This window comes from Gilliamella sp. Pra-s52, assembly GCF_009795805.1.
Taxonomy (GTDB): Bacteria; Pseudomonadota; Gammaproteobacteria; order Enterobacterales; family Orbaceae; genus Gilliamella.
In genome coordinates this window covers 54,286-72,708 of sequence record NZ_WTEY01000001.1, presented here as the reverse complement: position 1 = coordinate 72,708, position 18,423 = coordinate 54,286, and the positions used below count along the sequence as shown (strand labels likewise).

Genomic DNA, 18,423 nt, shown 5'->3' with positions numbered 1-18,423 from the left:
CTGCAAATTTATAACAATATAACTAATTTGATATTGCCTGAATTAAATCAGCACTAATTTGATATCATTAATTTTAGGGAATTAAGATAAAAGAAACGAATAGATTTGATACCAAATAATATCCATGATATTGCTCATCACAGGGACAATTATGTTGAAACAACAAAAACAGACTATTAAGTAAGAGCTAAAAGATAATTTACGAAAATAACAGTAAGATTAGTTTTTTGACATTCCGTCTACTTTAATAATGTAGACGGAATAAAAGAAATATATTTTCATTTAAAATTTAATACATTAATTTTTAAATGAATGAATTGGAGCTGGAATTCGTCCACCTCGATTAATAAAATCACATGAACTAAATTTATTTACTGGCATAACTGGCGCGTGACCAAGTAGACCTCCAAATTCAATATTATCTCCAACATTTAAGCCTACAGCAGGAATAATGCGAACAGCAGTTGTTTTATGATTAATTACACCTATTGCTGCTTCATCAGCAATGATCGCAGAAATCGTTTCAGCTGTTGTGTCGCCAGGAATCGCTATCATATCAAGCCCAACCGAGCAAACACAGGTCATCGCTTCAAGTTTTTCAAGATTGAGTGCGCCATTATTTACTGCATCAATCATTCCTGCATCTTCTGAAACAGGAATAAATGCACCACTTAATCCACCAACATGACCGCAGGCCATTACGCCACCTTTTTTAACTGCATCATTAAGCATTGCTAGAGCGGCTGTAGTACCATGAGTACCAACGGACTGTAATCCCATTTCTTCGAGAATATGAGCAACCGAATCACCAATTGCTGGAGTTGGTGCTAATGATAAATCAACGATACCAAATTTGACGCCCAAACGTTCAGAGGCTTCTTTACCAACCAACTGTCCCATACGAGTGATTTTAAACGCTGTTTTTTTAATCGTTTCAGCAACAACATCAAATGGTTCCCCTTTAACTTTTTCAAGAGCACGTTTAACAACGCCAGGACCACTTACCCCAACATTAATAACACAATCCGCTTCTCCTACCCCATGAAAAGCGCCTGCCATAAAAGGGTTATCTTCAACTGCATTAGCAAACACCACTAATTTAGCACATGCCATACTACTGTTATCTGCCGTTAATTCAGCTGCTTCTTTGATGATTTTCCCCATCTGTTTTACCGCATCCATGTTGATACCAGTTTGGGTAGAACCGACATTGACCGATGCGCAAACTCGTTCTGTTTGTGCAAGCGCCTGTGGAATTGATTTAATTAAAATATCATCCCCTTTATGGTAACCCTTTTGTACTAATGCCGAAAAACCACCAATAAAGTTAACACCGACCGCTTTGGCTGCTTCGTCAAGTGTTTTGGCAAATTCAACATAATCTTTATCATCACTAGCACCGGCAATTAAAGAAATAGGGGTAACTGAAATACGTTTGTTAATAATTGGAATGCCAAATTCAGCTGCAATTTCGTCACCGACAGTAACAAGGTTTTTAGCAAGATGTGTAATTTTATTATAGATTTTTTGACGAGCTTTTTTTCCATCACTATCAATGCAATCAAGCAATGAAATACCCATAGTTATTGTGCGAATATCGAGTTTTTCTTCCTCGATCATTTTAATAGTTTCGAGGATTTGCTTAGTTTCCATTCGTATTATCCTTACTAAAAAGTATAAAGATTAAATTATAAACGATGCATTGCATCAAAAATTTCTTCACGTTGTAAATTAACTTTGACTTTCAGCTTATCGCCCGTTTGAATAAGTGCTGTTTTTGCTTCTTCAAATGAGATATTAACTTTGGTTAAATCAAGTAGCATAATCATCGTGAAATATTCATCCATAATAGTTTGGCTGACATCTAAAATATTAATGTCTAATTCATATAATTTCTGACTAATACCTGCAATAATTCCTGTTTGATCTTTACCAATAACCGTTAAAATGGTTTTCATAACACTCTCCGCACAAAATTTAGACAATTAAATAATATTTATTACCCTATCCATAATAGCATCTTCAAAAATTATCGAAATAGGAGTAGATTATTTTTTTCAGTAAAAACAAAAAAAGAGCGACATTATGGTAAATTTCCAAAAATCCAACAAATTGGATAATGTTTGTTATGACATCCGAGGACCAATCCTTGAGCATGCAAAACGACTAGAAGAAGAAGGTCAAACAATCTTAAAACTCAATATTGGAAATCCAGCTCCATTCGGTTTTGCCGCACCAGATGAATTATTGGTTGATGTTATTCGCAATTTACCAGCATCACAAGGGTATTGTGATTCAAAAGGACTTTACTCGGCACGAAAAGCAATTATGCAACACTATCAGGCTAGAGGGATCACAAGTTTAGATGTTGAAGATATTTATATAGGTAACGGCGTATCTGAGCTCATTGTTCAGTCCATGCAAGCATTACTTAACACTGGTGATGAAATACTGGTACCTATGCCAGACTATCCATTATGGACAGCGGCTGTTAGCTTGTCTGGAGGTAATGCGGTACATTATCTTTGTGATGAAGAAGCAAACTGGTCGCCAGATTTAGATGATATTAAACAAAAAATCACACCTAAAACAAAAGGTATTGTCATTATTAATCCAAATAACCCAACGGGGGCTGTTTATAGTAAAGAAGTGTTACTTGAGATCGCAGAAATAGCTCGTCAAAACAACTTGATCATTTTTGCTGATGAGATTTACGACAAAATTCTATATGATGATGCTGTGCATCATTCCATTGCAGCATTAGCACCTGATTTATTTGTTATTACCATGAGTGGGTTGTCAAAGACGTATCGCGTAGCAGGATTTAGACAAGGATGGATGGCACTTTGTGGTCCTAAACACCATGTAAAAGGCTATATTGAGGGGTTGAATATGCTTGCTTCCATGCGTTTATGTGCTAATGTGCCATTACAACATGCTATTCAAGGTGCACTAGGAGGTTACCAAAGCATTAATGAATTTATCATACCTGGTGGACGTTTGTACGATCAATGCATGTCTGCATGGAAAATGCTTAATGATATTCCTGGAGTTTCATGTACCAAACCGCAAGGTGCGTTATATCTATTTCCAAAATTAGATCAGAAAAAATTTAATATTTATAATGATCAAAAATTAGTATTAGACTTTTTATTACAAGAAAAAGTACTACTTGTTCAAGGAACTGGTTTTAACTGGCATAAACCAGATCATGTTAGAATTGTTGCTTTACCTCATACAGGTGAACTCAAAGATGCTATTGAACGATTTGCTAAATTTTTATCGAGTTATAAACAATAAACCTTTTAACCGTAAAAAGCCATTACCCAAATTTAGTTATTCACTCCCTTAGGTAATCTAGAGGGAGTGAATAACTATTTGATATCTATAAGATAACATCAGTATTTTCAAACATTTTTGTAATTTCTTTCGTACTTGCATCTAATGCTGGCAAAAGATCTTTTTCCACAAGGTCTATTTGTTCTTGTAATTTTGTAATGCCAATAGCAATAACCATATTACCTTTAGCGATCTCATCATGAAGGCGATTAACTTCTCGATAAAAACGTTGAGAATCACGCAAGAACTTAGGTGGAGTTCCGAGTGTCGTTGAAGAAAATTTCATATTATCCCAAACCAGTGTATAAAAATTTAAAGGTTCACTACGGGCACCAAAATAACTACTGTCTTGGCTTTTTGCCATATAAGCTTTTAAAATAGCAATATTATCGAGTAATTCATATTGTAAAGATTTTTGGAGGTAGTAGTTTTCTTTATAACTTTTCATATTCTCGAATTGCACAGCTTGTTTAAACCCTTGATTCGCTGCTAAAAAAACTCCTACAATGGTTGCAATCAGGATAAAAAGTTGGCTAACCCAAAAACTTACTTTTTTTATTTCATCAATTTGATTTTCCTTATGGCTTGAATCCATTCTATTTCTCCGCTATTAGTATTTGTAGTATTTGGTTAATATCAAATAAAAAAGCGCCATTTATGGCGCTTTAGATTAAAAAGTGCAATTTTTATTTTTTAAGTTCAGCAATTTTTTTACGAATGTTTTTAGCACGATCTGATGAAGATGGATGACTACTTAATATAGACGAATCACCACCACCTAATTTATCAAATGCAGTTGCAAGACCTGCAGGATTAATTTTTTTCTTAACTAAGAAATCAAAAGAGTAATTATCCGCATCTTGTTCTTGTTTTTGTGAAAACTGAGAATTAATAACTGCTGATGCTAAAGCACCTAAGCTAGATTTAGATAAAGAGGCAATTTGAGCATTACTAGATGCTGCTGCCGCATCGCGTGCGATTTCAGTAGCATAAGCAACTTGTATTGCTTTCTTACTATGACCTAAAGCAACATGTCCTAATTCATGGCCTAAAACACCTTGAATTTCGTTATCAGTCATCATATCCATTAAACCACTGTAAACACGAACACAACCATTTGCCATTGCCCACGCATTAACATCTTTTGTAATGTAAACTTTATAATTAATCGGTGTGCCATCTAGGTTATTACCAAGCGCCTTAGCAATTTTATTCAATCGTTTAGTATAAGCGCTTTTGGCTGGAGCAATTTTTGATTGAGCATCCATCTCTGCACATGATTGTTTACTTAATTCTTTCACATCATTATCACTTAAAGTAGCAGCTTTCAAACCTTTCATTCCAAGACTCGTTAAGTCATCTACACTCATATTTTTACAACCAACTAGTGACATTGCGGCAACTAAAGGTAAAGCGACTAATAATTTTTTCTGATGTTTTTTCATACTGTTTTCCTTATATCTATATAAATCAATTTCTATCTAACATTTGTTAGATAGTTTGGAATTTTAACTTAACTTTCATAATAATCAACAAATAATTACTTGATCAGACATTATGAGGGCTTTAGACTAGTGCCTAATTTTTTAAGGAACACGATTATGCAACTATCCGATTTTGATTTTTATCTTCCCAAAGAGCTAATTGCCAAACATCCTTCAGAAACCAGAAGTGCATGTCGACTTTTATCGCTTGATAGTCACACGGGTAAAATTGAAGATAATGTATTTACTGATATTATTGATAAAATCAATCCTGGGGATTTACTTATTTTTAATAATACCAGAGTTATTCCTGCTCGCTTATATGGTAAAAAAGCTTCAGGCGGAAAAATCGAAATATTAATAGAAAGACTACTAGAGAATAATCGAGCTCTTGCACATATTAAAGCTTCAAAATCACCGAAGGTAGGAGCGGAATTAATTCTAGGAGAAGACAGCACTATCAATGTTACTATGTTAGCACGCCACAATACTTTATTTGAATTACAATTCCCTGATGATGTTCTTAGCATTTTAAATAAAATTGGTCATATACCATTACCACCTTATATTGATAGACCTGACAATGAACAAGACCGAGAGGTTTATCAAACGGTTTATAATAAGGTTCCCGGAGCTGTTGCGGCACCCACTGCGGGGCTTCATTTTGATCAACCTTTATTAGAAAAATTAAAGCAAAAAGGTGTTGAAATGGCATTTGTTACCTTACATGTCGGAGCAGGAACATTCCAACCAGTTAGAGTTGAAAACATTGAAACGCATATTATGCACTCGGAATATGCAGAAGTTCCAGAGTCAGTTGTGGAAGCGGTATTAGCATGCAAAGCAAGAAACAATAAAGTTATCGCAGTAGGGACAACGTCTGTCAGAGCATTAGAAAGTGCAGCTAAAAAAACAGGTAAAATTGCCCCTTTTTTTGCTGATACCCAAATTTTTATTTACCCGGGCTATCAATTTAAAGTCATTGATTCACTTATTACCAATTTTCACCTACCAGAATCGACGCTTATTATGCTTGTTTCAGCGTTTGCGGGATACGAAAATACAATGAAAGCCTACCAGCATGCCGTTAAAGAAAACTATCGATTTTTTAGTTATGGTGATGCCATGTTTATTACAGATTTAAGCGAAAAATATTAACAATATTTTATAAAAAATAACCGAATAAAATTATGTTAGCAATTAAAGTTAATCAGTTATTTCAAAACGATTTATATAAATACTTATTTACCACCTAACCTATCTAAAATATGATTAATACGGCTTATATTTGGTGGATGCGATGTTATCAGCTTTTTTGTTGAATGGTTCTGCATCTTTTTTAACATGGTTACCAAACCTATTGGGTTGATATTTTCACGCATTAATAAATCAAAAGCATAATAATCTGCGTCGAACTCATATTGCTGAGCAATATCTTCTTTAATAAGAACGAATATCTCTTTATTAGTTATTTCCACATAAGGAGCCTGTCTAAACGATTTTATAGTATGTTTAAGAGCAATATGAGCTTGTTCATGCGCTAAAACAGCCTGTAATTCATTATCGTTAAGTAATTTAATCAATCCACTATTTATACGAATACAACCATTAGCGGTTGACCATGCATTGGGGGAAGTATTTAAATAAACTTTGTAAGTTAATTCAATATTGTTAATCTTTTTTGGTAAAGTTTGAGCTAGCATTTGAAGTTTTTTATCAAGCCAACTGTTTTCGTTAACAACAACAGATTGTTTATCTGATTCAACACATACTTGCTTACCAATAGCCTCAATATCTTGTTCAGATAGATGTTTAATTTGTTCTGATGTAATAATAAATGTAGGTTTCTTATTTGAGGATTGACAAGAAACCAATAAACAAAATAAAAAACATAATATCAAAAATAAAATAATACGCTTCAAACGTCTTAATCTCCCTTCTAATATTGTCTATTGTTTCCTTGCACGATAAACTAGCGCAGCAAACTAATAATACAATAACGTATTATAACAATAATTAGCGCCAAACTGTTTATTTGGTCGCAAGAGGTTAACAAAAATGAAATTTGAACTAGATAATACCGATGGATTAGCTCGCCGAGGGCGTATGAAATTTGAACGCCGGGGAATTGAATATACTGTTGAAACACCGGCATTTATGCCAGTCGGGACTTATGGTACAGTAAAAGGTATGACACCAGAAGAAGTTGCCGCAACTGGTGCACAAATATTACTTGGTAACACATTCCATTTATGGTTAAGGCCAGGACAAGAAATTATGCGAAAACATGGTGATTTGCATGACTTTATGCAATGGCATGGTCCTATTTTAACCGATTCAGGTGGTTTCCAAGTTTTTAGCCTAGGTGATATTCGTAAAATAAAAGAAGAAGGTGTCTATTTCCGAAATCCAATTAATGGTGATTCGATTTTCTTGTCACCTGAGATTTCGATGGAAATTCAATACGATTTAGGTTCAGATATAGTAATGATTTTTGATGAATGTGCACCATTTCCTGCTGACTGGGATTATGTTAAAAAATCAATGGAAATGTCGTTACGCTGGGCTAAACGCAGCCGAAAGCGTTTTGATGAATTAGGCAATAAAAATGCACTATTTGGTATCGTGCAAGGTGGTATACACCAAGAGCTACGTGATATTTCAATTAAAGGATTAACCGAAATCGGCTTTGATGGCTATGCAGTCGGTGGATTGGCTGTTGGTGAACCTAAAGCTGATATGCACCGAATTCTAGAAGGTACATGCCCACAATTACCTGCCAATAAACCCCGTTATTTGATGGGCGTTGGTAAACCAGAAGATTTAGTCGAGGGTGTTAGGCGAGGAATTGATATGTTTGACTGTGTAATGCCAACACGTAATGCCCGTAATGGTCACTTGTTTGTGACAAATGGCGTAATAAAAATACGTAATGCAAAATATAAAGATGACACCACACCGCTTGATCCGCATTGCGATTGTTATACGTGTAAAAATTATACTAAATCTTATCTTCACCATTTAGATAAATGTGGCGAGATTCTAGGTGCGCGTTTAAACACTATCCACAATTTACGTTACTATCAACGCTTAATGGCTAAAATTCGTGAAGCTGTTGCAAACAACCGCTACGAAGATTTTGTTATTGAATTTTATCAACGAATTGGTAAAACACCTGCGCCGTTATCAAAATAAAATCATAACAGATATAATTTTTTATCATAGGTATTGACACTTTTTAGTTAGCGCAGTATTATGCGCTTCCTAACGGCGAGTAGCGCAGCTTGGTAGCGCAACTGGTTTGGGACCAGTGGGTCGGAGGTTCGAATCCTCTCTCGCCGACCAATTTTAAATGAAAAAGCCTACTCAAATAAGTGGGCTTTTTTATTGTTTTATTCAATCTTAATCAAAGTAAAAATTGATTAAACACCAAACAAAGTATAAACAAATAACGTTACTTTAATAATCTCTTTCAAAAATCTAGTATCAAACATTGCTTTACTTTAATTAATCTTTATTAAAATTTATAAACTAGATCGCGGTTTAATCACAGGCAATAATTCCGACAAATCTGACTTGTGCTTACTTTCAGTATTTTTTAGATGATTTAATAATAAAGTTGCGATGTACTCCCCTATTTTTTGGGATTGTAATGCTACTGTTGTTAACGCAGGGAAGCTCACTTGACTAAATTCATTATCACCAAACCCACTTACAGCTAATTGATGAGGAACACGAATATGGCGCCGTTGGCATTCATACAATACTCCACAAGCTAATTCATCTGTAGTGCAAATTAGAGCATCAAGTTCTGACCAATTCAGAAGAATATCAGGTAACAATTCTGCTCCTGTATTAAAATTAGCCGGTTTAGCTGCATTAACAATTCGATGAGAAGGTAAATGATAAGTAAGCATTGCTTTGTACCAACCATGTAAGCGTTGTTGAAAAAGGTGATATTGCTGGTTAGCACAAAGTAATGCAATATTTTGGTAACCTTTTTTAATAACATGTTCAGTTAACTTATACATTGCAAAACTATCATCAAATTCAACATTAATATTGATTAATTCATCATGCTTTTTACCAACATTCATAATTGGTACTGTTTTGTTCTGAATAATTTTCTTTATAAAAGTTTCATGTTCAACATAAAATAGCAGTATTGCTTGAAGATTATGACTGTAAAGTGTGTCTAATAATTGTGATTCACTCTTATGATAATGATAAGATTCTATTATAAATGTTGTATAGCCTTTTTTTATTAAATTTGTTTGTAATGCATCAAGCAATGTTTTAGCTGAATGGTCGTATATTTTTGTTGTAATAATTGCAATAACTTGATTAGAAGATGCAGATGCTAATAAACTGGCTGCAATATTGGGTTTGTATCCTAATGTATCAACAGCAAGTTGAATTTTTTGCCTAAGCTTATCTGATACCAATTCAGGAGTTCGCAAAGCCCTAGATACCGTCATAGTTCCAACACCTGCATGTTTAGCAACATCAAATAAGGTAATTTGCCCAGTACTCCTACGTTTTTTGGTATCCTGCATCTTTCATCCCAATTGACTTTAATTTAACCTTCTTATTTATATAAACTAAACCTTACTTTAAAAGCAGAAAATTAACAGAACATTGTTCATTAATTATGTCTGATATAATAGTTTTATATTTTAAACCATCATTATTTTTATAATATTATTATGCTAATACCCAATTATTTTAGCGTTAATTCTTTAAAAATGTTACCTACATCACACAATAGAAAAAATTTCTTTTAACTTTTGATAGCGCTATCACATTTCTATTATTTTTTAATACCTATTAGTACTTAGTATGTTAACTTGTTAACCATTATTAATAATAACAGTTTTAATGGAGGTAAAATGTTAGAAACATGGTTAACCAGTAAAACAGTCAACATTGTCGATTCAGTCGGCAATTGGAAAGAGGCAATACAACTTTGTGCTGCCCCATTATTAAAAAATAATACTATTACACCAAATTATATTAATTCTATTATTGAGTTACATGAATCAATTGGACCTTATTATGTATTGGCACCTGGTATTGCTATGCCACATGCCAGACCAGAACAAGGCGTAAACCAATTAAGTCTATCCATGTTATTGGTCAAACAAGGGGTTAAATTTAACTCACAAGAAAATGATCCTGTCTATTTAATTACTTTATTAGCAGCGAATGATAATACTAGCCACATTGAAATATTAACTCAATTGGCTGCACTGTTTGGTGAGGCAAGTGATATTCAGAAAATTTTTAAGGCACAAACCTCTGCTCAAATATTGTCTGTTATCAATAACTATTAAATTAAACTCAACAAAAGGATAAACAAAATGAAAATTATGGCTGTTTGTGGTTCAGGTCTTGGTAGTAGTTTTATGGTTGAAATGAATATTAAAAAAGTTATTAAAAAACTAAATATTAATGCTGAAGTAACGCATGCTGATTTGGCGTCTGCAACACCAGATCAGGCTGATCTATTTGTTATGACAAAAGATTTAGCCGCCAGTTCAGGAATTCCTGATGATAAATTAGTGGTATTAAACAATATCATTGATATCAACGATTTAGAAACAAAACTCGTTGAATATTTTGCAAAGCACTAAATTATGAGGTGTTGCCATGATTCAAGAAATAATAAAATTTATTGTTGATATTCTAAAAACCCCAGCTATATTAGTTGGTTTTATTGCTATGGCTGGGCTTATCGTTCAACGTAAATCATTTACCGATACAGTAAAGGGCACTGTTAAAACTATTTTAGGTTTTTTGGTATTAAGTGGCGGTGCGTCTGTACTTATCAGCGCAATTACTCCATTAGGTATGATGTTTGAACAAGCTTTTAAATTACAAGGAATTATTCCTAATAATGAAGCCATTGTATCTTTGGCATTAACTAAGTATGGCACAGCAACAGCTTTAATTATGGCATTTGGTATGGTAGCTAATATTGTCGTTGCTAGGTTTACCCGTTTGAAATTTATATTTTTAACTGGGCATCATACTTTTTACATGGCTTGTATGATTAGTATTATCCTAACTGTAGCTGGTTTTGAAAACTGGCAATTAATATTAACAGGCTCATTAATACTTGGTCTTATCATGGCTTTCTTCCCTGCTTTAGCTCAACCACAGATGCGTAAGATTACAGGAAATGATGATGTAGCATTTGGCCACTTTGGAACTTTAGGGTATGTACTAGCTGGTTATCTTGGTAAATTATTTGGTAAAAATTCTCGCTCAACGGAAGATATGAATTTACCTAAAAATTTAAGCTTTTTAAGAGATAGTTCAATTTCTATCTCATTAACTATGATGATTGTTTATTTGATTCTTGCTATATTTGCTGGTTCTGATTATGTCCAAAAAACATTAAGTAAAGGCGATAATTATCTCGTTTATGCAATCATAGAAGCAATTACCTTTGCTGCTGGTGTTTTTATTATTTTACAAGGTGTTAGGCTTATCCTTGCTGAAATAGTACCTGCATTTACTGGTTTTTCAGAAAAATTGGTACCGAACGCAAAACCGGCTTTAGATTGTCCGGTTGTTTTTCCATATGCGCCAAATGCAGTTTTGATCGGTTTCCTATTTAGCTTCATCGGTGGTCTAGTCGGCTTATTCGTGCTAGGTAAATTAAACACAGTACTTATACTGCCTAGTGTTGTTCCTCATTTTTTCTGTGGTGCAACTGCTGGGGTTTTTGGTAATGCGATGGGTGGTCGTCGTGGTGCAATGATTGGTGCGTTTGCTAATGGTTTATTAGTGACATTTTTACCGGTTCTTTTATTGCCTGTCTTAGGATCGCTTGGTTTTGCAAATACAACTTTCTCTGATGTCGATTTTTGTGGTATCGGGATTATTCTAGGTAATATGGCAAAATGGTTTAATAAAGATATTATAATGGGTATTTTCATTGCTATTTTTGCATTATTGGTAATATTCAACTATACATTTAAACCTAAAAAAAATATCGGAGAGAACGTTGAGTAAATGGTTACTATCTCATTTACAAAAAATATTATGCCAGACAAATTGTCTGGCTTTTTTCATAAACCCTTTTTATTTTTTAGTTGCTAACAAAAAATCCACAAGCAACAAACAAACTAATAATAATAATTGTTGACACTGCAATGGTTACCATTCTTTTTATTTTATATTTTTTAATTTCACCAAGAGAAAGCTCTCTATTTTTATTTTTACAATAGTAATAATAAACAGGTAAACCAATTAAAGTCAGTACAATAGAAATAATACCATTTATGGTTTGGTAAACTAACATACCATAAATAACATAAATAGCTCCTAGCATTGCAATAATAGGGATTATTGGATAACCAATAATTTTATAAGGCCTAGGTACATCTGGATATTTTTTACGGGCAATCATCACTCCAATAAACGTTAATAAATAAAATACCCAGATAGAAAACATTGAAATTTCAGATAATCGATCCGCATCAAGAAACATTGAGTACAGAAAAGAAAAAACAACTAAAACAATAATTGCATTAACTGGTGAACGGCTATCATCATCAATGGTACTTAAATAACGAGCACCGATAAGAGTTCCCCTCTCAGCCATACTAAATATAGTACGAGATAACGTCATAATATATCCATTAATGCCACCCAGAATCGAAACCATAATACCAACGGCCACCAAATTTCCCCCAAAATGCCCAAACATCCGTTGTGAAGCAACAGATGATGCTTTATGCCCAAGAGAAACCATCTCTTGCACAGGAAAAATTTTAAATAATGCAATGTTAATACAAGCATAAACGGCTACAAGAAAAACTATGCCAAAAATAATCGCTTTAGGTAATACTTTTGATGGATTATTTATCTCACCAGCAACTGAAGCTACCTGTGCCCAACCATCATAAGCAAAAAGTGTTGCAAGGATGGCCACAGCAAAAGGAGCACACGTTTCAATACCTTGCCCGCTAGCTGTAAATAATGCCACTTGACCATTACCTTTACATAGCCCAAATATTGCTAATAACAATATAGGAATTAGTTTACAAACCGTAGCAATCGTCTGTAAATAACCAGCCTGCCTAACACCAATAGCGTTAATGAAAGCGATAAAACCTAAAACTCCAGCACTTACAGCCATTCGATAAACATCATTAATGTTAAACAATGAACAAAATACTGAACTAAAATAACCTACTAATGCCCCAACTAAAGAAGGGGAAAAAATAACTGTAATCATCCATCCATAAAGATGAGCTACTTTAGCTCCATAGATTTTTTCTAAATAAACCAGCATCCCTCCTGTTTTTGGAAACATAACACCAAGTTCACAAAGAGTTAAGCCTCCACAAATGGAAATAGCACCACCGATTATCCATGCTAATAATGCATAATTATAATCACCAGTAACTTCTAATACAGCTGGTGGTTTCATAAATGCCCCAGCCCCTAAAACCATGCCAACAACCAACGATAATGCTGAAACTAAACCAAGATCTTTCTTTAGGCTATTTTCTAAATTATGTTCTGCCATAAAGGTCCTCTTAAAACATATAAAATAAATAAGCGAAACTGGGTTATAATAGGCATTTATTAGTAAAACACAAGGAAGATTAAGTTTTTTATATTAAAATTATAAGAATCAAGTAAATAAAACAATTTTATTTATAAAAAAAGCCAGCACTAAGCTAGCTTTTAGAATTGATAGTAAAATTAACTTATTTATTTTTCTTCATTTTCATATCAACAACCATACGACCTCGAATTCTACCAGCTTTCATTTCGTCAATCATATCATTGATATCTTCCAATGGTCTTTTTTCGACTATTGGTACAACTTTTCCTTCTGCACTAAAACGAAATGCTTCCGCTAAATCTTCACGAGTACCCACCAATGAACCTAAAACTTGAATACCATCTAATACTGTTTTAGGAATACTTAAATCCATATTTTCAGAAGGTAAACCTAATGCAACAACACGTCCTAAAGGGCGCACTGAATTGATAGCTTGATTGAATGCTGTTTTAGTCACAGAAGTTACAACGGCACCATGAACACCACCATCAGTATGCTTTTTAATATAAGCACCAACATCTTCAACTTTTTTAGGATTAACAACTAAATCAGCACCTAATGTTTTACATAATTCTAATTGGCTATCACTATTACTGATTGCAACTACTTTATTGTTAAATACTTTTTTACCATATTCAATTGCTAGTGTTCCTAGTCCACCAATACCAAATACAGCAAGCCATTGACCTGGTTTTGTATTTGCTACTTTAATGCCTTTATATGTAGTTACACCTGCACAAGTAACACTTGTTGCTTGTGCGGGATCGAGCCCTTCTGGTACTTTAACCGCATAATCGGCCTTAACAATACACTGTTCTGCCATACCGCCATCAACAGTATAACCAGAATTTAAAGCACTTCGACAAAATGTTTCATTACCTGAAATACAATACTCACAAGTACCACACCCTGCATGAAACCAAGCAATACTAACTCGATCTCCAATTTTCAGGCTTTTTACATCAGGAGCGATTTTGATCACAATCCCTACGCCTTCGTGACCAATAACGCGCCCTGGTTTTTTACCAAAATCCCCTGCTGCAACATGGAGATCTGTATGGCAAAGACCACAATATTCAACATCAACAAGCGCTTCTCCAGATTCTAAAGGACGAACTGGGATATCTTTAATTTCAACTTGCCCATCACATTCTTGTTTGATAACAGCAGCTTTCATATTTTTCTCCTAAATAATTTTAAAGTTAAAATATAATTGATTCTCATTCTAAACGAATTATTTTGAAAAAATATGAGTAATTTCACAATTTTATAAAAAATATTGATGCTTTAATAAGTAGTATTAAAACACATGTTTTCTTGAAGTATTTTGATAAAATCAGTTAGATAATGGTATTACATAATAATTGCTTTTACTTAAATTAAGCCTATAACAAAAACCAGCACAAATGATTAATAAATAGACAAACAAAAAAACTAGAATAGAGATACTTATTAAATGGAGGTCATAAAATGGCTAAAAAATGTATTTCTCGTGGCAAATTTACCCGCATGCAGCAATTATCAAACCAAGATGGCGTTATTGCTGCATTAGCGATAGATCAACGTGGTTCAATGGTTAAAATGATGGAATCAGCTGTTGGTAAAGAACGTTATCATATTGATATGGTTTATGAATTTAAAGAACTTGTCTCTCAAGAATTAACTAAATATGTCAGTGCAATTTTGTTAGATGAAGAGTATGGCTTTAAAGGTATGTCAGCCAAAAATAGTAATTCCGGGTTAATCATGTCATATGAAAAAACAGGATATGATGCCAACACTCCAGGCCGATTACCCGATATTTTACCCGAAGATTCATTACAGCGCCTAATAAAAAAAGGAGCCGATGCTGCAAAAGTCTTGGTTTATTATAATCCCGACGACCCTCAAGATATTTTAGACAAAAAACACGCATTTTTAGAACGTTTAGGCAATGAAGCTAGAGCAGCGGATATTCCTGTTTTTGTTGAACCTATTGTATATGATAACGTGATAACTGATGATAAAAGTCCTGAATTTGCCAAAATAAAACCACAAAAAGTCATTAATACCATTAAAGAATTTACAAAAGAACAATATTACATTGATGTTTTAAAAGTCGAAGTTCCTGTATTGTTCAAAAATGTAGAAGGATTTAACGACAACAATATTGTTGTTTATACTCAAAAACAAGCTGCTGACTATTTTAAACAAGCAAGTGATGCAGCAACTAGACCATTCATTTATTTGAGCGCAGGGGTACCGACAAAAACTTTCCACGAGGAGCTGATTTTTGCAGGTGAAAATGGAGCTAAATACAGTGGTATTTTAGGTGGTCGTGCAACGTGGTTTGAAGGTGTTGCCGCCTATGCAAATGGTGGTACAGAAGGTTTAAAACGTTGGTTAGATCAAACTGGACGAGAAAATGTTGAACACCTAAACAAAATATTAAAACAGTATGCAACACCTTGGTATGATATTTACGGTGGTAAAGATAATATTGAAGTTATTGATATTAAATTAAGCAATTAGCCAAATTACCCTAAATAATCAATAGTAACAAGGTATTGTTAAACAAAAAAGAACAGGATTTACTTTTCCTGTTCTTTTTTATGAAGTTAAATTTTACTGTTCAGGTTTAATATCAAGTAAAACCTAATAATTTTATATTTCTACTCATTCGCTTAAATAGCCTTATCAAAAAACAGATCAACCTTACTAAGGTTTGCCATAGATTGAATATAAGCTTTAATTTTAGGCGGAAATGTTAATTTTTTAACACACGTCAAATTACGTAAAATTGGGAATAAACAGATATCATCAAGAGATAATTGCCCATTACACGCATCAGACGAAACAATCAACGAATCAAGTTTGTACAACACAGCTGAAATCTTTGAAATTAACAAATCACTTTGCAACAAACATTCATCAAAAGAGCCCATTTTTTTAACTTTGCTTGTAACAAAATAATCGATAGCACTTTGTGTTGCAAATTCAGCTAAACCTAGTTTGATATAACGTGGACACACTAATTTATAGTCATATTGTTGTAACTGTTTTATTAATTCTGCAATATTTAACGATTGTGAACCTATTAAAATAGTATTTCCTCCATAGTTATTATCAACATAATTAACAATATCTAAGCTTTCTGGCATATAACTACCATCATCTTTTTGTAGAATTGGTGCCATTTTTTCACCAATCATATGTTCAGGCGTAGCAAAATCATCACTAAGTAATACCTGTTGTTCCACAGGTACATTTTTTAGTCCGAAAATCATTCTCGCTCTAACACAAAAAGGACAATGCTCATAAATATACAGTTTCATTTTTGACTCCTTAAGCAGTCAATTGCCCAACATAAAAAAACTAATCCCAAAAATAATAAAAATACCTTACTAACAGCCAATAGTGCTTTAAAATAACCAATCTGCACAACATTAATAAAAGGATACGGATATAAACTTGTATAATAGCCTCGAACAAAAATATAAATGCCATATCCCATTAATGACAATAACGATCCTACAATGACTTTAATATTGATTTTCCGAAATGGTCCCCAAATAAACCAAGTCAATATTCCCAAAACAGGGATAACAACATGCAAACTTTCATTAGCAATTTTTAATAATATATTAGGTGGTGAATGAATTCCCCTTAATATTATGTTATACACTATTGTAGTTATAATCACACCAACTAATCCATTTAATCGAATAACTTTAAAACTATACCGATGGCAATTAGGATTTATAGTTAGCCAAAAACAACTCAATGCTAACATTAAATTTGATAATACAGTAAAGAAACTATAATAATAAACTAACCGCCCTATTGAAGAGCTAGGCTGCCAAGGACGAAACCGAGTATGCCAATAAATATAGGTTTCCAGAGCAATAATAGAAATAGCAAACAGAGCAATAAAAAGATTAATACTTCGCTTTAACATAAACAATAGTAAAAAATAACAAAAACCTAAGTATATAGTAGTTAATAAAAATAAGTAACAACAGCCATCATAAATACCCATTACCCAAAACTGTAACTTATTAACAGTTCGTATATAATATAACAAACGAATAAATATAATTTAGAGATAATTTTGATGTCTTACCAAGACGCTCCCCCCCAAAACAAAATGTTAATAGCGCATTTCTTAGATTCATTATGGTTAGAAAGAAACCTAGCTGAAAATACCATTGAATCTTATAAACTTGATCTATTAGCGTTAAGCCAATCTTTACAACAGCAAAATACAACATGTTTAACAGCTCAAACGATTAATTTACAAGAATTTTTGATGCAACGGGTAAAAGATGGTTATAAAGCAAGTAGTTCAGCACGCTTACTTAGCGCAATCAAAAGATTTTTTCAGTATTTATATCAAGAAAATTACCGAACTGATGACCCATCAGCGATATTATCATCACCCAAATTACCCAAAAAGTTACCAAAAGATTTAACTGAATCACAAGTTAGTTCTCTACTTGAATCTCCCAGTATAGAAGATCCTATAGAATTAAGAGATAAAGCCATGTTAGAAGTGCTTTATGCTACAGGTCTACGTGTATCAGAGTTAGTAAATTTAGAAATGAGTGATATTAGCTTAAGACAAGGGGTAATAAGAGTTATTGGGAAAGGAAATAAAGAACGTTTAGTACCGCTAGGTGAAGAAGCTGTTTATTGGCTTGAATACTATTTCAAATATGGCCGAAACGATCTTCTAAAAAATGGCACTATTGATGTGCTATTTCCGAGCCGATTAGGTAAAAAAATGACACGACAGACCTTTTGGCATAGAATAAAATACTATGCCATGTTGACGGGCATCAATATCGAAGCGCTTTCACCTCATGTACTTCGGCATGCTTTCGCAACCCATTTACTTAATCACGGAGCGGATTTACGTGTTGTACAAATGTTGCTTGGACACAGTAGTCTGTCAACGACACAAATTTATACACATGTAGCGACTGAAAGATTAAAACAGTTACACAGCAAACATCATCCTCGAGCATAACGCACGAA

18 protein-coding genes and 1 tRNA gene are annotated in these 18,423 nt (G+C 33.5%); 9 read left to right on the top strand and 10 right to left on the bottom strand.

What is annotated here, in order from left to right; translation table 11 throughout:
- Nucleotides 1-297 precede the first annotated feature (297 nt).
- Both GQ594_RS00365 and GQ594_RS00360 read right to left on the bottom strand, forming a co-directional pair.
- On the bottom strand, nt 298-1,653 hold the full coding sequence (locus tag GQ594_RS00365) for a PFL family protein (RefSeq protein ID WP_160412306.1): 1,356 nt from the start codon (nt 1,651-1,653) through the stop codon (nt 298-300).
- A 35-nt stretch (nt 1,654-1,688) separates the two neighbouring features.
- On the bottom strand, nt 1,689-1,958 hold the full coding sequence (locus GQ594_RS00360; RefSeq protein ID WP_160401089.1) for an ACT domain-containing protein: 270 nt from the start codon (nt 1,956-1,958) through the stop codon (nt 1,689-1,691).
- Between the two features lie 127 nt (nt 1,959-2,085).
- Here GQ594_RS00360 and GQ594_RS00355 point away from each other — a divergent pair, with 127 nt between their 5' ends.
- The gene (locus tag GQ594_RS00355; protein ID WP_160401088.1) at nt 2,086-3,300 is read left to right on the top strand and encodes a pyridoxal phosphate-dependent aminotransferase; all 1,215 of its coding nucleotides are present in this window, start codon (nt 2,086-2,088) and stop codon (nt 3,298-3,300) included.
- Between the two features lie 85 nt (nt 3,301-3,385).
- On the opposite strand, the gene GQ594_RS00350 is transcribed toward GQ594_RS00355, so the two are convergent.
- A complete protein-coding gene (locus GQ594_RS00350) occupies nt 3,386-3,934 on the bottom strand; it encodes a hypothetical protein (RefSeq protein ID WP_160412304.1) in 549 nt (182 codons plus the stop codon).
- 91 nt (nt 3,935-4,025) lie between these two features.
- Nucleotides 4,026-4,784 (bottom strand): M48 family metalloprotease, encoded by a 759-nt coding sequence (locus GQ594_RS00345; RefSeq protein WP_160412302.1) that lies wholly within the window; start codon nt 4,782-4,784, stop codon nt 4,026-4,028.
- 156 nt (nt 4,785-4,940) lie between these two features.
- On the opposite strand from GQ594_RS00345, the gene queA reads away from it, so the two are divergent.
- Complete coding sequence (gene queA, locus GQ594_RS00340; protein ID WP_160401085.1) at nt 4,941-5,981, top strand: tRNA preQ1(34) S-adenosylmethionine ribosyltransferase-isomerase QueA; 1,041 nt, start codon at nt 4,941-4,943, stop codon at nt 5,979-5,981.
- 83 nt (nt 5,982-6,064) lie between these two features.
- Here the strand turns inward: queA and GQ594_RS00335 are convergent, their stop codons facing one another.
- Nucleotides 6,065-6,745, bottom strand: a complete 681-nt coding sequence (locus tag GQ594_RS00335) for a M48 family metalloprotease (protein WP_160412301.1) — start codon at nt 6,743-6,745, stop codon at nt 6,065-6,067.
- Nucleotides 6,746-6,881: 136 nt separating this feature from the next.
- Between GQ594_RS00335 and tgt the strand changes: the two genes are divergently transcribed.
- Nucleotides 6,882-8,018, top strand: coding sequence for a tRNA guanosine(34) transglycosylase Tgt (gene tgt / locus GQ594_RS00330; RefSeq protein WP_160412298.1), 1,137 nt, complete (start codon nt 6,882-6,884; stop codon nt 8,016-8,018).
- A gap of 73 nt (nt 8,019-8,091) precedes the next feature.
- Nucleotides 8,092-8,168 (top strand) — tRNA-Pro (locus GQ594_RS00325).
- A gap of 179 nt (nt 8,169-8,347) precedes the next feature.
- Here the strand turns inward: GQ594_RS00325 and GQ594_RS00320 are convergent.
- The gene (locus GQ594_RS00320; RefSeq protein ID WP_160401071.1) at nt 8,348-9,379 is read right to left on the bottom strand and encodes a LacI family DNA-binding transcriptional regulator; all 1,032 of its coding nucleotides are present in this window, start codon (nt 9,377-9,379) and stop codon (nt 8,348-8,350) included.
- Between the two features lie 333 nt (nt 9,380-9,712).
- Between GQ594_RS00320 and GQ594_RS00315 the strand changes: the two genes are divergently transcribed.
- From GQ594_RS00315 to GQ594_RS00305, 3 genes are read left to right on the top strand one after another with little or no spacing between them, the layout of a single operon-like run.
- Nucleotides 9,713-10,156 (top strand): PTS sugar transporter subunit IIA, encoded by a 444-nt coding sequence (locus GQ594_RS00315; protein WP_160401070.1) that lies wholly within the window; start codon nt 9,713-9,715, stop codon nt 10,154-10,156.
- Nucleotides 10,157-10,183: 27 nt separating this feature from the next.
- Nucleotides 10,184-10,456: a PTS sugar transporter subunit IIB gene (locus tag GQ594_RS00310; protein WP_160401069.1), complete on the top strand. Its 273-nt coding sequence runs from the start codon at nt 10,184-10,186 to the stop codon at nt 10,454-10,456.
- A 16-nt stretch (nt 10,457-10,472) separates the two neighbouring features.
- On the top strand, nt 10,473-11,843 hold the full coding sequence (locus GQ594_RS00305; RefSeq protein WP_160401068.1) for a PTS ascorbate transporter subunit IIC: 1,371 nt from the start codon (nt 10,473-10,475) through the stop codon (nt 11,841-11,843).
- 76 nt (nt 11,844-11,919) lie between these two features.
- Here the strand turns inward: GQ594_RS00305 and GQ594_RS00300 are convergent, their stop codons facing one another.
- Nucleotides 11,920-13,365, bottom strand: a complete 1,446-nt coding sequence (locus GQ594_RS00300) for an APC family permease (RefSeq protein ID WP_160401067.1) — start codon at nt 13,363-13,365, stop codon at nt 11,920-11,922.
- A gap of 184 nt (nt 13,366-13,549) precedes the next feature.
- The gene (adhP, locus tag GQ594_RS00295; RefSeq protein ID WP_160401066.1) at nt 13,550-14,584 is read right to left on the bottom strand and encodes an alcohol dehydrogenase AdhP; all 1,035 of its coding nucleotides are present in this window, start codon (nt 14,582-14,584) and stop codon (nt 13,550-13,552) included.
- Nucleotides 14,585-14,877: 293 nt separating this feature from the next.
- Here adhP and GQ594_RS00290 point away from each other — a divergent pair, with 293 nt between their 5' ends.
- Entirely contained in the window at nt 14,878-15,918 is a 1,041-nt protein-coding gene (locus GQ594_RS00290; protein ID WP_160412296.1) for a tagatose 1,6-diphosphate aldolase, read from the top strand.
- Nucleotides 15,919-16,070: 152 nt separating this feature from the next.
- Here the strand turns inward: GQ594_RS00290 and grxB are convergent, their stop codons facing one another.
- Nucleotides 16,071-16,721 carry a glutaredoxin 2 gene (grxB, locus tag GQ594_RS00285; RefSeq protein ID WP_160412294.1) on the bottom strand — a complete coding sequence of 217 codons (651 nt, stop codon included), beginning with the start codon at nt 16,719-16,721 and terminating at the stop codon, nt 16,071-16,073.
- Nucleotides 16,718-17,344 carry a Pr6Pr family membrane protein gene (locus GQ594_RS00280; RefSeq protein WP_160412292.1) on the bottom strand — a complete coding sequence of 209 codons (627 nt, stop codon included), beginning with the start codon at nt 17,342-17,344 and terminating at the stop codon, nt 16,718-16,720. The genes grxB and GQ594_RS00280 overlap by 4 nt, the downstream gene beginning before the upstream one ends.
- A gap of 156 nt (nt 17,345-17,500) precedes the next feature.
- On the opposite strand from GQ594_RS00280, the gene xerD reads away from it, so the two are divergent.
- Nucleotides 17,501-18,415, top strand: a complete 915-nt coding sequence (gene xerD / locus GQ594_RS00275; protein ID WP_160401055.1) for a site-specific tyrosine recombinase XerD — start codon at nt 17,501-17,503, stop codon at nt 18,413-18,415.
- Nucleotides 18,416-18,423: the final 8 nt, after the last annotated feature.

Coding starts and splice junctions, on each gene's coding strand:
- GQ594_RS00315 (WP_160401070.1), top strand. CDS start 9,713: ATGTTAGAAACATGGTTAACCAGTAAAACAGTCAACATTGTCGATTCA.
- GQ594_RS00280 (WP_160412292.1), bottom strand. CDS start 17,344: ATGTTAAAGCGAAGTATTAATCTTTTTATTGCTCTGTTTGCTATTTCT.
- GQ594_RS00320 (WP_160401071.1), bottom strand. CDS start 9,379: ATGCAGGATACCAAAAAACGTAGGAGTACTGGGCAAATTACCTTATTT.
- GQ594_RS00310 (WP_160401069.1), top strand. CDS start 10,184: ATGAAAATTATGGCTGTTTGTGGTTCAGGTCTTGGTAGTAGTTTTATG.
- GQ594_RS00360 (WP_160401089.1), bottom strand. CDS start 1,958: ATGAAAACCATTTTAACGGTTATTGGTAAAGATCAAACAGGAATTATT.
- xerD (WP_160401055.1), top strand. CDS start 17,501: ATGTCTTACCAAGACGCTCCCCCCCAAAACAAAATGTTAATAGCGCAT.
- GQ594_RS00365 (WP_160412306.1), bottom strand. CDS start 1,653: ATGGAAACTAAGCAAATCCTCGAAACTATTAAAATGATCGAGGAAGAA.
- GQ594_RS00305 (WP_160401068.1), top strand. CDS start 10,473: ATGATTCAAGAAATAATAAAATTTATTGTTGATATTCTAAAAACCCCA.
- tgt (WP_160412298.1), top strand. CDS start 6,882: ATGAAATTTGAACTAGATAATACCGATGGATTAGCTCGCCGAGGGCGT.
- grxB (WP_160412294.1), bottom strand. CDS start 16,721: ATGAAACTGTATATTTATGAGCATTGTCCTTTTTGTGTTAGAGCGAGA.
- GQ594_RS00350 (WP_160412304.1), bottom strand. CDS start 3,934: ATGGATTCAAGCCATAAGGAAAATCAAATTGATGAAATAAAAAAAGTA.
- GQ594_RS00290 (WP_160412296.1), top strand. CDS start 14,878: ATGGCTAAAAAATGTATTTCTCGTGGCAAATTTACCCGCATGCAGCAA.
- GQ594_RS00355 (WP_160401088.1), top strand. CDS start 2,086: ATGGTAAATTTCCAAAAATCCAACAAATTGGATAATGTTTGTTATGAC.
- GQ594_RS00345 (WP_160412302.1), bottom strand. CDS start 4,784: ATGAAAAAACATCAGAAAAAATTATTAGTCGCTTTACCTTTAGTTGCC.
- GQ594_RS00300 (WP_160401067.1), bottom strand. CDS start 13,365: ATGGCAGAACATAATTTAGAAAATAGCCTAAAGAAAGATCTTGGTTTA.
- adhP (WP_160401066.1), bottom strand. CDS start 14,584: ATGAAAGCTGCTGTTATCAAACAAGAATGTGATGGGCAAGTTGAAATT.
- queA (WP_160401085.1), top strand. CDS start 4,941: ATGCAACTATCCGATTTTGATTTTTATCTTCCCAAAGAGCTAATTGCC.